11 protein-coding genes are annotated in these 13,673 nt (G+C 70.4%); 8 read left to right on the top strand and 3 right to left on the bottom strand.

What is annotated here, in order from left to right; translation table 11 throughout:
• The first annotated feature begins 9 nt into the window (after positions 1-9).
• On the top strand, positions 10-3,642 hold the full coding sequence (gene mfd / locus AC1DB1_RS12100; protein ID WP_477200938.1) for a transcription-repair coupling factor: 3,633 nt from the start codon (positions 10-12) through the stop codon (positions 3,640-3,642).
• A 129-nt stretch (positions 3,643-3,771) separates the two neighbouring features.
• On the opposite strand, the gene nhaA is transcribed toward mfd, so the two are convergent.
• Positions 3,772-4,944, bottom strand: coding sequence for a Na+/H+ antiporter NhaA (gene nhaA / locus AC1DB1_RS12095; RefSeq protein ID WP_477200937.1), 1,173 nt, complete (start codon positions 4,942-4,944; stop codon positions 3,772-3,774).
• Between the two features lie 113 nt (positions 4,945-5,057).
• A complete protein-coding gene (locus tag AC1DB1_RS12090; protein ID WP_477200936.1) occupies positions 5,058-5,426 on the bottom strand; it encodes a VOC family protein in 369 nt (122 codons plus the stop codon).
• A gap of 65 nt (positions 5,427-5,491) precedes the next feature.
• Between AC1DB1_RS12090 and AC1DB1_RS12085 the strand changes: the two genes are divergently transcribed.
• The 5 genes from AC1DB1_RS12085 (at position 5,492) to AC1DB1_RS12065 (ending at position 10,309) form a co-directional block, all read left to right on the top strand.
• The gene (locus AC1DB1_RS12085) at positions 5,492-6,214 is read left to right on the top strand and encodes a nucleoside triphosphate pyrophosphohydrolase (RefSeq protein WP_271175270.1); all 723 of its coding nucleotides are present in this window, start codon (positions 5,492-5,494) and stop codon (positions 6,212-6,214) included.
• Positions 6,215-6,311: 97 nt separating this feature from the next.
• Entirely contained in the window at positions 6,312-7,373 is a 1,062-nt protein-coding gene (locus AC1DB1_RS12080; protein ID WP_477200935.1) for an iron-siderophore ABC transporter substrate-binding protein, read from the top strand.
• Between the two features lie 7 nt (positions 7,374-7,380).
• Positions 7,381-8,442 carry a FecCD family ABC transporter permease gene (locus AC1DB1_RS12075; protein ID WP_477200934.1) on the top strand — a complete coding sequence of 354 codons (1,062 nt, stop codon included), beginning with the start codon at positions 7,381-7,383 and terminating at the stop codon, positions 8,440-8,442.
• Entirely contained in the window at positions 8,439-9,503 is a 1,065-nt protein-coding gene (locus tag AC1DB1_RS12070; protein WP_271175267.1) for a FecCD family ABC transporter permease, read from the top strand. The genes AC1DB1_RS12075 and AC1DB1_RS12070 overlap by 4 nt, the downstream gene beginning before the upstream one ends.
• Positions 9,504-9,505: 2 nt before the next feature.
• Positions 9,506-10,309 (top strand): ABC transporter ATP-binding protein, encoded by an 804-nt coding sequence (locus tag AC1DB1_RS12065; protein ID WP_271175266.1) that lies wholly within the window; start codon positions 9,506-9,508, stop codon positions 10,307-10,309.
• A gap of 272 nt (positions 10,310-10,581) precedes the next feature.
• On the opposite strand, the gene AC1DB1_RS12060 is transcribed toward AC1DB1_RS12065, so the two are convergent.
• Positions 10,582-11,709: an epoxide hydrolase family protein gene (locus tag AC1DB1_RS12060; RefSeq protein ID WP_477200933.1), complete on the bottom strand. Its 1,128-nt coding sequence runs from the start codon at positions 11,707-11,709 to the stop codon at positions 10,582-10,584.
• Between the two features lie 36 nt (positions 11,710-11,745).
• Between AC1DB1_RS12060 and hisS the strand changes: the two genes are divergently transcribed.
• Both hisS and AC1DB1_RS12050 read left to right on the top strand, forming a co-directional pair.
• On the top strand, positions 11,746-13,038 hold the full coding sequence (hisS, locus tag AC1DB1_RS12055; RefSeq protein WP_477200932.1) for a histidine--tRNA ligase: 1,293 nt from the start codon (positions 11,746-11,748) through the stop codon (positions 13,036-13,038).
• The gene (locus AC1DB1_RS12050) at positions 13,035-13,613 is read left to right on the top strand and encodes a DUF1349 domain-containing protein (protein ID WP_477200931.1); all 579 of its coding nucleotides are present in this window, start codon (positions 13,035-13,037) and stop codon (positions 13,611-13,613) included. Before hisS ends, AC1DB1_RS12050 begins: the two co-directional genes overlap by 4 nt.
• The last annotated feature ends 60 nt before the right edge of the window (positions 13,614-13,673 follow it).

Here is a 13,673-nt window from a genome sequence, read left to right as displayed (position 1 = left end):
CTTGGGCGAGTGATACTGCAGGGCTTGATCGCAGCGCTTTCGCGCGCCTCCACGTTCCACGACGCCCTCGCGTCGGCCGCTCGCGATGCCGACTTCTCGCTCACCGACGGACTCCGCGCGCCGCTGATCGCCGGACTGCTGCAGAGACGCGCCGCGGCCGGTGCATCGCAGGCGCTCCTTGTGATCACGGCGACGGGGCGCGAGTCGGAGTCCATCCGCGGCGCGCTGGGCTGTGTGCTCCCCGGCGCCGAGATCATCGAGTTCCCGGCCTGGGAGACGCTGCCGCACGAGCGTCTCAGCCCGAGCGCCGAGATCGTCGGCAAGCGGCTGCTGGCCCTGCGCCGGCTCGCCGATTGGGCCCAAGGCGACCAGAGCACCCCCATCGTCGTCGTCGCCTCGGTGCGCGCGGCGTTGCAGCCGCTGGCCGACAACCTCATCGACTACTCCCCGGTGGAGCTCACCGCCGGCGGCCGCGGCTTCGACCTCGGCGGCCTGGCGCATCAGCTCGTCGACCTCGCCTACGCCCGCGTCGACATGGTGACCCGCCGCGGCGAGTTCGCCGTGCGCGGCGGAATCCTCGACGTGTTCCCGCCCACGGCCGAGCACCCGTACCGTGTCGACTTCTTCGGCGACGAGGTCGAGCAGATCCGGGCGTTCTCGGTGGCGGACCAGCGGTCGCTGCCCGAGCCCATCCCGTCGGTGACCATGCCGCCGAGCCGCGAGCTGCTGCTCAGCGAGTCGGTGCGGCAGCGCGCGCGTGAGATGGAGCACGAGTTCCCGAGCCTGTCCGGGATGCTCGCCAAGATCGGCGAGGGCATCCCCGTGGAGGGCATGGAGTCGCTCGCGCCGGCGCTCGTCGACCGGCTGGTTCCGGTGACCCACTACCTGCCCGACGGCGCGGCGATCGCCGTGCTGTCGCCGGAGCGCGTCGCGAGCCGAGCGGTGAGCCTCGCCGAGACGAACCGCGAGTTCCTGTCGGCGGCCTGGAGCGCGGCCACGGTCGGCGCAGCAGCGCCCATCGACCTCGCGGCCGGCGACTTCATCACGCTTCAGAAGCTGCGCGACTCCGCGAAGTTCAGCGCTCCCGGACAGCCGGCGCCCGACCACCCCTGGTGGACGATGAGCGGCTTCCAGATCGACGACACCCTGCCGGAGGAGCGGGAGATCGAGGAGCACCTGCAGATCCGGATCGCCGCCGAGGCGGTGCCGAGCTTCCAGGGCAACGTGAACGGCGCGATCGAGCACGTGGCCGCGCGACTGCGCGACGGCTGGAAGGTCGCGATCGTCGCCGAGGGCGCCGGTCTCGTCGAACGCGCGGCGCAGGTGCTGGCCGAGGCCGAGCTGCCCGCACGTCAGGTCGACGAGTTCCCCGCCGATCCGGAGCCCGGTGTCGCATACCTGCTGCGCGCCACCGTCGAGCACGGATTCGAAGTGGAGCAGGACAAGCTCGCACTGCTGAGCGAGGCGGAGTTCTACGGCCGCACGATCGGTTACGACTCCCGTCAGGTCAAGAAGCTCGCGACGCGCCGCAAGAACGTCGTCGACCCGCTCGCGCTGAAAGCGGGCGACTTCGTGGTGCACCAGACGCACGGCATCGGCAAGTTCGTGGAGATGACGCAGCGCGAGGTCTCCAGCGGCGGCCGCAACGCGGTGAAGTCGAAGCGCGAGTACCTCGTGCTCGAGTACGCCCCCTCGAAGCGCGGCTACCCGGGCGACAAACTGTTCGTGCCGACGGATCAGCTCGACCTGCTCAGCCGCTACGTCGGCGGCGAGGCGCCGCCGCTCAGCAAGATGGGCGGCAGCGACTGGGCCGCGGCGAAGGGCCGCGCCCGCCGCGCGGTGCGCGACATCGCCGTCGAGCTGGTCAAGCTCTACTCGGCACGCATGGCGAGCAAGGGCCACGCGTTCGGTCCGGACACCCCGTGGCAGCGCGAGCTGGAGGAGGCGTTCCCGTTCGCGGAGACGCACGACCAGCTGCAGACCATCGACGAGGTCAAGGCCGACATGGAACGGCCGATCCCGATGGACAGGCTCATTTCGGGCGACGTCGGCTTCGGCAAGACCGAGATCGCGGTGCGCGCGGCCTTCAAGGCCGTGCAGGACGGCAAGCAGGTCGTGATGCTCGTTCCGACGACGCTGCTCGTCAAGCAGCACTTCGAGACTTTCCAGGAGCGCTTCGCCGGCTTCCCGGTGCACCTGCGCGCCCTCAGCCGCTTCCAGTCCGACAAGGAGGCACGCGAGACGCTGCGCGGCATGGCCGACGGCACCGTGGATGTCGTGATCGGCACGCACCGCCTGCTGGCCGACGGCATCACCCTGAAAGACCTGGGACTCGTCATCATCGACGAGGAGCAGCGCTTCGGCGTCGAGCACAAGGACGCCCTCAAGAAGCTCAAGACCAACGTGGACATCCTCGCGATGAGCGCCACGCCTATCCCACGCACGCTCGAGATGGCCGTCACGGGCATCCGGGAGATGTCGACGCTGGCGACGCCGCCGGAGGAGCGGCACCCGATCCTCACCTTTGTCGGGCCGTACTCCGACAAGCAGGTCGCTGCGGCCATCCGGCGTGAACTGCTGCGCGAGGGCCAGGTGTTCTTCGTGCACAACCGGGTCGGGAGCATCACGAGCGCCGCGGCGAAGCTGGCCGAGCTGGTGCCGGAGGCGCGCATCGGCGTCGCGCACGGCCGGATGAACGAGCACGCCCTCGAGCAGGTCGTCGTCGACTTCTGGGAGCGCCGGTTCGACGTGCTGGTCTCGACGACCATCATCGAGACCGGGCTCGACATCGCGAACGCGAACACCATCATCATCGACCGCGCGGACAAGTACGGTCTCAGTCAGCTGCACCAGCTGCGCGGCCGGGTGGGCCGTGGCCGCGAACGCGCGTACGCCTACTTCCTCTGGGACGAGAACAAGCCGCTGAGCGAGACGGCGCACGACCGACTCTCGACCATCGCCGCCAACAACGACCTGGGCAGCGGCATGCAGGTGGCGCTCAAAGACCTCGAGATCCGCGGGGCGGGCAACCTGCTCGGCGGCGAGCAGTCCGGCCACATCGCCGGCGTCGGATTCGACCTCTACCTGCGCATGATCGGCGAAGCGGTCAGCACGTTCCGCGGCGAGGTCGCGGAGGGGCAGACCGAGCTGCGACTGGAGCTTCCGGTCGACGCGCACATCCCGGAGGAGTACGTGGACAGCGAACGCCTACGGCTCGAGGCCTACCAGAAGCTCTCCACCGCCAGTTCGCCCGCCGCGAAGACCGGCCAGATCGACTCCGTGCTCGAGGAGCTCACCGACCGCTACGGCGAGCCGCCGGAGCCGGTGCTGAACCTGATCGCCGTGTCGCGCCTCCGCCTGGCCGCACAGCGGGCGGGGCTGGGCGAGGTGGTCGCGATGGGCTCGAACCTGCGGGTGTCTCCGGCGATCCTTCCGGATTCCCTCCAGGTGCGCCTGCAGCGGATGTACCCGGGCGCCAAGTACCACGCGGCTCCCAAAGTGGTCACCGTTCCGATGCCGCGCGTGAACGGCGAGGCGCTCGACGATTCCGCGCTGATCGGCTGGGTGTCGTCGCTGCTGGGGTCGATCTTCCCCGCGCCGGAGCCCGCCGAGGCGGAGCCGGCCGCCGAAGCGACCGCCTGACGCGACCGTTCGTAATTCCGGAATCGCGGGCAGGGATCGCCCAGAATTCCGGAGTTACGCGCCTCCGCTCGGCGTGTCGGCCGGTTCTTCCGGAGTTGCGACAGGCCCACGAAGGCTCAGCGCTGCGGCTCAGTGCCCCTCCGCCGAATGCACCCGCGTCGCGACCGGATGCGCGCGACGGTACCGCCGCGCCAGCGCCGACACCATCACCCCCGACAGCACGATCGAGACACCCGATCCGAGCAGCACGGCCAGCGTGCCCTCGCTGCGCACCAGGTCGCTGCCCGCGAACGCCAGCTCGTTCATCAGCAGCGACACCGTGAAACCGATGCCGCCGAGCGCCGCGATCGTGATCAGCCCGAACAACGGGATGCGCCCCCGCTCGGCCTTCGGTCGGGTGAACGACCCCAGCCAGCCGCCGAGGGTGATGCCGATCAGCTTGCCGACGGGCAGCGCGACGAGGATGCCCCAGAATGCCGGGCTGAGCTGCGACGGCGACACCTGAGGGATCACGACGAGCGCCGCGGAGAATGCGAACAGCGGCAGGATCAGCCCGTTCGACCACGGCTCGAGCACGTGTGTCACGTGTCCAGCCGGACGCCTGGCCATGACGAGGCCGAGCGCGACGCCCGCGATCGTGGCGTGCACGCCCGAATCCCACACCAGCCACCAGCTGAGCAGGGCGAGCAGCACCATGAGCACACCGATCGGCACGCGCATCCGGCCACGCAGGAACCGGCTGAGCAGGCCGAAGGCGGCGACCGTGACAGCGGCGAGAGCGAGCTCGAGCAGGTTCGGGTCGGTGGTGAAGAACACCGCGATGATCAGGATGGCGATCAGGTCGTCGAGCACCGCGAGGGCGAGCAGGAACACCCGCAGGCGGTTCGGCAGGCCGCGGCCGAACACCGCCAGCACCCCGAGCGCGAAGGCGATGTCGGTCGCGGTCGGGATGGGCCAGCCGTCGCCGAGACCACTGCCGGCGGCGAAGACGAGATAGACCAGGGCGGGCACGATGACGCCGCCGACGGCCGCGATCGCCGGATGGATCGCCTTCTTCGCGCTGTTGAGCTCGCCGGCCACGAGCTCGTGCTTGAGCTCGACGGCGACGATGAAGAAGAAGATCGCGAGCAGGCCGTCGCTGATCCAGTGGCCGACGCTCAGCTTCGTGTCACCGAAGCCGAGGTACGTGTGCTGCACGTCGAGCAGGTCGTGCCCGATCGGGGTGTTGGCCAGCAGCAGGCCGAGCGCCGCGGCTCCCAGCAGGAGGCCGGCGGCGGTGCGCTCGGATCGGATGATGCTCATGACGGTCTCGCCCATCTCACGCCGCTGGCAGGACGCCGGGCATGGGTCGTTCGGTGGAGCGACGCGGACGCGTCACCCGCCGACCAGACTTCCCGGCACACCAGGACGCGAGTCTATCGAATCGGGCTCACCAGGCACAGGATGTGGCCGTCGGCGTCGCGCAGCACCGACTGCCGTTCGCCCCACTCCTGGTCGGCGGGCTCGTCGACGACCGTCGCACCCGTCTCGACCGCGGCGCCCGTCGCCGCGTCGACGTCGTCGACGACGAAGCTCGGTGCGACGGCGAAGTCGCCGATGCTCGGCGTGCGATGGTGCAGCAGCACCTCGGTCGCGGTCCCCGCCGGCGCTGCGGCGTCGGTCGTCAGCATCGCGAGGCCCTCGACCTCGTAGACGGGATCCAGCCCGATCACGTCCCGGTACAGGGCGAGGGCGCGGGACAGGTCTTCGACGGAGATGGTGATGCGAGCGATCCGGGTTGCCATGCAGCCAGGCTAGTCCGGGCAGGCCCTGCCCGGTGAGAGGATGGACGTGTTGACGAGGAGGGCTGATGACCGACCTGAGTTTCTCATCCGCAGAGGCGGGTTCGCAGCCGACGAAGCTCGACGAGCTGGTGGCGGTCATGGAGCGGCTGCGCGGTCCGGGCGGCTGTCCGTGGGACGCCGACCAGACGCACGAATCGCTGGTGCAGTACCTCCTCGAAGAGACCTACGAGCTGATCGAGGCCATCGAGACCGGCAACCGCGACGACATGATCGAGGAGCTCGGCGACGTGCTCTACCAGGTGCTCTTCCACTCGGACATCGCTGCGCACACGCCGGGTGAGGACTTCGACATCCAGGATGTCGCCGAGCACATGACGCAGAAGATGGTCGGCCGGCATCCGCACGTCTTCGGCGACCGCAAGGCCGAGACCGCCGACGACGTCGTCGAGTTCTGGGACGACCTGAAGCGGCGGGAGAAACCGTCGCGCACGAGCGTTCTGGACGGCATCCCCCAGGCGATGCCGTCCCTGGCGCTGGCCGACAAACTGCTCGGCCGCGCGCAGAAGGTGGGCCTGCTCGAGCTCGGGGCGGCCGGGGGAGTGCAGGTCGAATCGGAGGACGAGCTCGGCTCGCTGCTGCTCGCGATCGTCGCGTCCGCCAAGGCCCAGGGGCTGGATGCGGAGCGCGCGCTGCGCTCGACGTTGCGCGAGCTGCAGGGTGAGATCCGGGAGTACGAGGCGGGCGCGGCCGACGCCGGGATCATCGGGATCGCGGCGGTCGAGGACTGAGCGCGTCCCGAGTCGACAGCGAACCAGGGGTTAGGTTAGGCTTGCCTAACGTGCCGATTCCGGCCACATCCCCCGTTCGTCCTCCCGAAGGAGAGTCATGCTCGAGCCCGTCGCCCGCGGTCGCCACCGCCGGTCGCGCATCGCCCTGATCGCATCCGCCATCGTCGCCTCGGCGGCCCTGGCGCTCACCGGCTGCAGCGCGGGATCCGGTTCTGCGGCCGGCACTGCGAGCAGCGATTCCGGGGCGTTCCCGGTCACCGTCACCAGCGCGCTGGGTGACGCGACGATCGAGAAGGCGCCCGAGCGGGTCGCCACCTGGGGCTGGGGTGCGCAGGACGTGGCGCTCGCGCTGGGCGTCGTCCCGGTCGCGATGCCCAAGTTCACCTACGGCGGCGACGGCGACGGCGTGCTGCCGTGGGACGCGGAGAAACTGAAGAAGCTCGGCGCGAAGACACCGCAGCTGCTCAGCGGCGCCGACACCGACCAGGTGCCCTTCGAGGAGCTCGTCAAGGCGAAGCCGGACGTGATCCTCGCGCCGCTCTCGGGCCTCAGCCAGACCGACTTCGACACCCTCAGCAAGATCGCCCCGGTCGTCGCCTACCCCAAGCAGGCCTGGGGCACGAGCTGGCAGGACCAGACCGACATCGTGGGCAAGGCGCTCGGGATGACGAAGGAGGCCGCCGCGCTCAAGAAGGCGACCCAGGACAAGGTCGCCTCCCTCGCAGCGAAGTACCCGGTGCTGAAGGACAAGACCTTCCTGTACGGCGCGGCGAACCAGCCCGGCGTGCTCAACGTCTACCGGGCAACCGACACTCGCGTGCAGCTGCTCAACGACCTCGGCCTGACCAACTCGCCGAGCCTGAAGACCCTCGACACCAAGGCGGGCGACGGCAGCTTCTTCTTCCAGCTCAGCTACGAGAACCTCTCGAAGATCGACGCCGACCTGCTGGTGATGTACTTCGACAAGCAATCCTCGGTCGACGCATTCACCGCCGACCCGCTCGTCGCGGCCCTGCCGAACGTCAAGGAGGGGCGCTTCGCTCCCATCGTGGGCGAGTCGTTCGTGATGGCGTCGAGCGCGCCCAGCGTGCTCAGCATCCCGTGGATGCTCGACCGCTACGTGCCGCAGCTGGCCGCCGCCGCAGAGAAGGTCAAGTAGTCCGTCGATGACCGCGGGCATCACGACGACGAGCGCCGGTGCGGGAAGGGATCCGTCCCCTCTCCGCCGGCGCCGTCGGCGTCTGCTCATCGGCTTCGCCGTCGCCGCCGTCGCGCTACTGGTCGTGTGCGTGCTGAGCCTGATGGTGGGCTCGCGCGCGATCGACCCTGCGACCGTGCTGAACGCGCTGCTGCACTACGACAAGAGCGACGAGCTCTCGCTGATCGTGGTCGACAGCCGACTCTCGCGCACGCTCCTCGGGCTGTTCGCCGGGCTGGCGCTCGGCCTCGCCGGCACCGTCATGCAGGGGCTGTCGCGCAACCCGCTGGCCGACCCCGGCATCCTGGGCGTCAACTTCGGCGCGTCGCTGGCAGTCGTGGTCGCGATCTCGGTGTTCGGGATCACGACCACGTCGGGCTACGTGTGGTTCGCCTTCGCCGGCGCCGGGTTGGCGGCTGTGGTGGTGTACGCGGTCGCATCGGTCGGGCGCGAGGGCGCGACGCCGATCAAGCTCGCGCTCGCGGGAGCCGCGGTGTCGGCGGCCCTCGGATCGCTGATCACGGCGGTGCTCCTGACCAGTCAGGTCTCCCTGGACGCCCTGCGCTTCTGGCAGGTCGGCTCGCTCGCCGGCCGTGGTTTCGACGTGCTCTGGCAGGTGCTGCCGACGATCGCGCTCGGCACGGTGGTCGCGCTCGCACTCGGGCGGTCGCTCAACGGGCTGGCGCTCGGCGACGATGTCGCCCGCGGTCTCGGGCAGCGCGTCGGCCTGTCGAGGGCGGCGTGCGCGGTGGCGATCGTGCTGCTCTGCGGCTCGGCCACGGCGGCGGTCGGCCCGATCGCCTTCGTCGGCCTCGTGGTGCCGCACGTCGCGCGCTACGTGGTGGGCGGCGACTACCGCTGGGTGCTCGCCTTCTCCGCCGTCTTCGCACCCACCCTGCTGATCGCCTGCGACGTGATCGGGCGGGTGGTCGCGTACCCGGGTGAGCTGCAGGTGGGCGTGGTGACAGCGCTGGTGGGGGCGCCCGTCTTCATCGCGCTGGTGCGACGGCGCAAGCTGGTGAGCCTGTGAGCGCCGCCCCGCCGGTGGCGTCGTCCGCCACTGTGGATTCCTCGGCCGTGGCCTCCGACCGCCGTGCCCGCACGTCGCGGAGCGTCCGGGTGGCCGTGGTGCTCTCGGCGATCATCCTGGTGGTCGCCGCCGTCTCGCTCAGCCTGGGCGCCGCCGCGGTCGCACCCGCTGACATCCTGGCGGCACTGGTCGGCCGCGCCGACCGCCTCACGCAATTCGTCATCCTCGACCTGCGCCTGCCGCGGCTCATCGCCGCCGTGCTGGTCGGGGGATGCCTCGGGCTGTCGGGCGCCCTGTTCCAGTCGCTGCTGCGCAACCCGCTGGCGAGTCCCGACATCATCGGGATCACATCGAGCGCGAGTGCCACCGGCGCGCTCGCCCTGGTGTGGTTCGGCCTCACCGGATTGGCGCTCTCCGGCATCGTGGTGGCCGGCACGCTGATCGCCGCGCTGCTCATCTACCTGCTGGCCTGGCGCGGTGGCATCGGAGGCGCCCGCTTCGTGCTGATCGGGATCGGGTTCGCGGCCGTGTGCGGCGGCCTCGTCTCGTACGTGCTCACCACGTCGGACCTGCGAGACGTGCAGCAGGCGCTCGTCTGGATCACGGGCAGCCTCAACAACGTGGACCCGACCGCGCTGGCCGTGCTCGCCGGCAGTGCGGTTGTGCTCGTGCCGTGCGCCCTGCTGCTCGGCCGCCCGCTCGCCGCGCTCGGTCTCGGCGATGACACGGCCGCAGCGATCGGCGTGCGCACCGAGCGCAGCCGCGTCCTGATCGTGATCGTGGCGGTCGCGCTCGCCGCCGTCGCTGTGTCGGTCGCCGGGCCGATCGCGTTCGTGGCCTTCGTCGCCGCGCCGATCGCGCGCCGCCTGGTCGGGCGCGGATCGCTCGCGCTCGTCTCGTCGGCGCTCGTGGGGGCGCTCGTGCTGATCGTCTCCGACATCGTCGCGCAGTTCGCCATCCCGGGCGTCGTGTTCCCGGTCGGCGTGGTGACCGGCATCGTGGGCGCGCCGTACCTGCTGTGGCTCCTGACCAGGACCAACCGAATCGGCCGGGGAGGCTGACCGTGACAACGACCCATCGACTGGCTGCGCGCGACCTGACGCTCGCCTATGAGGGGCGGGTGGTGGTCGACGGGCTCGACCTCGACATCCCGCCAGGGCGGGTGACCGCGATCGTGGGGCCGAACGCCTGTGGCAAGTCCACCCTGCTGCGCGGGCTGTCGCGACTGCTGACCCCCGCCTCCGGAACTGTGCTGCTCGACGGCGCCGACATCCACTCGCTGCCCACCAAGACGGTCGCCACCCGGCTCGGCCTGCTGCCTCAGACGCCGACGGCTCCCGACGGGATCACCGTGGCCGACCTGGTCGGTCGCGGACGCTACCCGCACCAGGGCTGGTTCCGGCGCTGGACGGCGGAGGACGATCGGGCGGTCGCGGAGGCCATGCTGTCGACGGGTGTCACCGAGCTGGCGGACCGGGCCATCGACGAGCTCTCGGGCGGCCAGCGCCAGCGGGTCTGGATCGCGATGGCGCTGGCGCAGCAGACGGGCATCCTGCTGCTCGACGAGCCGACGACTTTCCTCGACATCAGCCACCAGATCGATGTGCTCGACCTGCTGCTCGACCTCAACGCCGCCCGCGGCGCCACGGTGGTGATGGTGCTGCACGATCTAAACCTGGCGGCGCGCTACGCCGACCACCTGATCGCCATGCGCTCCGGAGCGATCGTCGCCTCCGGCGAGCCGGGCGACGTGGTGACGGCGGAGCTCGTACGCGACGTGTTCGGCGTCGAGTCGGTGATCGTGCCGGATCCGGTGACCGCCACACCGCTCGTCGTCCCGCTGGGGCGCCACCACACGCTCGGCTGACCCGGCGGCCGCTCAGTACAGGGGATGGCCGGCAACGCGATCACTCGGTGGGTACCTCTCCACCATTCGGGTGAGAGCAGAAACCGCACTCCTGGCGTGATGCGACCGCGCCGTCGGCCTGTGTCTGGCAGCGATTCCGCGCCGCGGTCGGGCGGATGCGACTCATGCCAGGTCCAGCGGGACACCACCGAGGCCCAGGCGAACCCGGCCTTCAGGGTGGCAACACGCCTAGTTTACGACCGTGCCGGACCAACCGATACGGTCGATCCCGCTCATCCGAGCAGGCGGCCGAAGAACCCCCGGATGGCGTCCGCGGTGGGCTCGGGATGCTCCGCGCCGGCGAAATGGCCGCCGGCCTCCGCCACCACGAACTCGCGCAGGTCGTCGGCCGCGCGTTCGGCGAGCGAGCGCGGGAAGCCGCGGAATCCGGGCTCCCGGCTCAGGTAGACGCCGACCGGCGCGACGATCGGCGGCCTCGGCCGGTTGTGCCCATAGTCGAAGTACTGCTGGAAGGACGTGCCGATGGACTCCGTCGCCCAGTAGAGCGTGGCGAGCACGAGCAGCTGCTCGCGGGCGATCACGTGTTCGAGATCGCCGTCGACCCAGTCGTGCCACTTGTCGACGATCCAGGCGAGGAGCCCGGCGGGGGAGTCGTTGAGGGCGGCCGCGATCGTGTCCGGACGGCTGAGCATGATCTCGCTGTAGCCCCCGTCGGCGCGGTCGTACTCCTCGAGGGCGGCGAGGTAGGCACGTTCGTCATCGGAGTGCGGGGTCTCGTCGGCGGGGAACGGGGCGTTCAGCAACTGGATGCCCAGCAGATGCTCCGCCCGGTCGACGCCCAGCCAGGTCGCCGCGCCGCCGCCGATGTCGCCGCCGAACGCGCCGTAGCGGTCGTAGCCGAGCACGCCCGACATCAGCTCGTGCAGGTCGTCCGCGATCGCCTGCCGGGTGAGCGGCCGGTCGGGCAGCTCGGAGTACAGGAAGCCGGGGAGCGACGGGATGACGACGTCGAAGGCGATCCGTGCATCCGAACCGTACGAGGCGGGGTTGGCGAGGCGGTCGCCGAGCGCGAGGTACTCGGTGAAGGCGCTCGGCCAGCCGTGCAGGAGCAGCAGCGGAACACGCTGCTCGGCCGACCCTGCCGCGGGGATGCGCACGAAGTGCATGCGGTGGCCGTTCACGTCGGCGAGGAACTGGTCGTACTGATTGAGGCGCTGTTCGTGCGCACGCCAGTCGAGGTGTACCCAGTCGTCGACGAGCGAGCGGAGAACGGCCGGATCGATGCCGCCCGACCATGGCGCGGCGCCGATCGAGGGGAGGAACCGGGTGCGCTGCAGGCGACCCCGCAGGTCGTCGAGCACCTCATCGGGCACGTGGACGCGGAAGGGTTCGATAGCCACCCGTCCCACTGTAGTTGTGCATGGAAGAATCGATCCATGGCTTCCCCGATCACACCGCCCCGCGGTATGCGCGACTTCCTCCCCGCCGACAAAGCGCGACGCGAGCACGCCCTCGGCGTGATCCGGCGCACCTTCTCGGCGCACGGCTTCGACGAGATCGAGACGCCGGTCGTCGAAGACGTCGCACGCCTGCACTCCGGGCTCGGCGGGGACAACGAGAAGCTCGCGTTCAGTGTGCTCAAGCGCGGCCTGGATGCCGACGACCTCACCGCCGCGATCGACTCGGGCGACCTCCTGAGCCTCACCGACCTGGGGCTGCGCTTCGACCTCACGGTGCCGCTCGCACGGTTCTACGCGACGCACCGCGCGGAGCTCCCTCCCGTGTTCCGGGCCATCCAGATCGCCCCGGTGTGGCGGGCGGAGCGGCCGCAGAAGGGCCGGTACCGCCAGTTCGTGCAGTGCGACATCGACATCATCGGCGAAGCGTCGCAGCTGGCCGAGGTCGAGCTGATCACGGCGACCGCCGCCGCCCTGGATGCGCTGGGCCTGAAGGACTGCACGATCCGCATCAACGACCGCCGCATCCTGAACGGACTGCTCGAGTACTGCGGGTTCGCGGCGTCGCGCTGGCCGCAGGTGCTCATCTCGATCGACAAGCTCGACAAGATCGGCGCGGCCGGGGTCGTCGGCGAACTGAGCGCGGATGGCGCCGACTCGGCGGCCGTGCTGGGCGGCATCCTGGAGCAGCTCGAGCCGCACCTCGCCGACGGCGGCGTCGCGCTCACCGTCGAGGCGATCACCTCGATCCTGCCGGACGGAATCGACACCGACGCGATCGCCGCCCTCGAGGGTCTTGCGCACGCGCTCGACACGCTTCCCTCCGGTGTGACACTGCGATTCGACCCGACGCTGGTGCGCGGCATGGGCTACTACACGGGCACGATCTTCGAGATCGCCCACCCCGGCTCCGGCAGCTCGGTGGGCGGCGGCGGGCGCTACGACGGGATGATCGGACGCTTCCTCGGCAGCGAGGTCCCCGCGGCGGGCTTCTCGATCGGCTTCGAGCGCGTCGTCGACCTCGTCGAGCTGCCGACCGGCGGCGCGGAGGATGCGATCGTGCTCGTCTACGACGCGGCTGTGCCGCTCGACCGTCTGCTGGCCGTGAAGAGCGAGCTCATCGCATCCGGGCGACGGGTGCGCCTCGAGAAGCGCACGAAGAACCTCAAGGCGCTGCTCGATCGGGCCGGGGCATCCGGCTTCGGTTCCTTCGCGTTCGTCACACCGGAGACCGGCGACGCCGCCTCGCTCGACGTGAAGGCCATCGGATGACGCGCATCGACTGGTCGGACGGCCACTGGACGAACGAGCCCGAGAACGTCGAGAGCGACGGCGACGCCCTGCTCGTGACCGCGCGGGAGAGCAGCGACGCGTGGCGCACGACCGCCTACGGGTTCGTGCACGACACCGAGCACGCGCTCCTCGCGCCGTTCCCGGCCGGCACCGCCATGGAGGTCACCTTCACGGGTGCGTTCACCGGAGAGTTCGATCAGGCCGGGATCTTCGTGCGCGTCGATGACGAGACGTGGACGAAGGCCGGCGTCGAGTACGCCGACGGGGCGCTCCAGCTCGGTGCGGTCGTCACCGACAGGATGTCGGACTGGTCGGTCGCGCCCGTCGCCGAGTGGGCCGGCCATCGGATCACGGTGCGGGCCAGCCGAGCCGGCGACGCCGTGACCATCCGCGCGCGGGTCGATGACGAACCCTTCCGCCTCGTGCGGCTCGCCCCGCTCGACCCCCACGTAGAGGTCGAGGCCGGCCCGCTCATCTGCGGCCCGACCCGCCCTGGTCTCACGGTGCGGTTCGAGTCGTGGACGACGGGGCCGTCCGACGCCGCACTTCACTGATCAGTAGACTGACCAGCGGATCACCGCAGATTTCCACCCCACCCCACATGTGAAACACAA

This window comes from Leifsonia sp. 10N434 (assembly GCF_056394405.1).
This window is presented reverse-complemented; position numbering and strand designations above follow the sequence as displayed.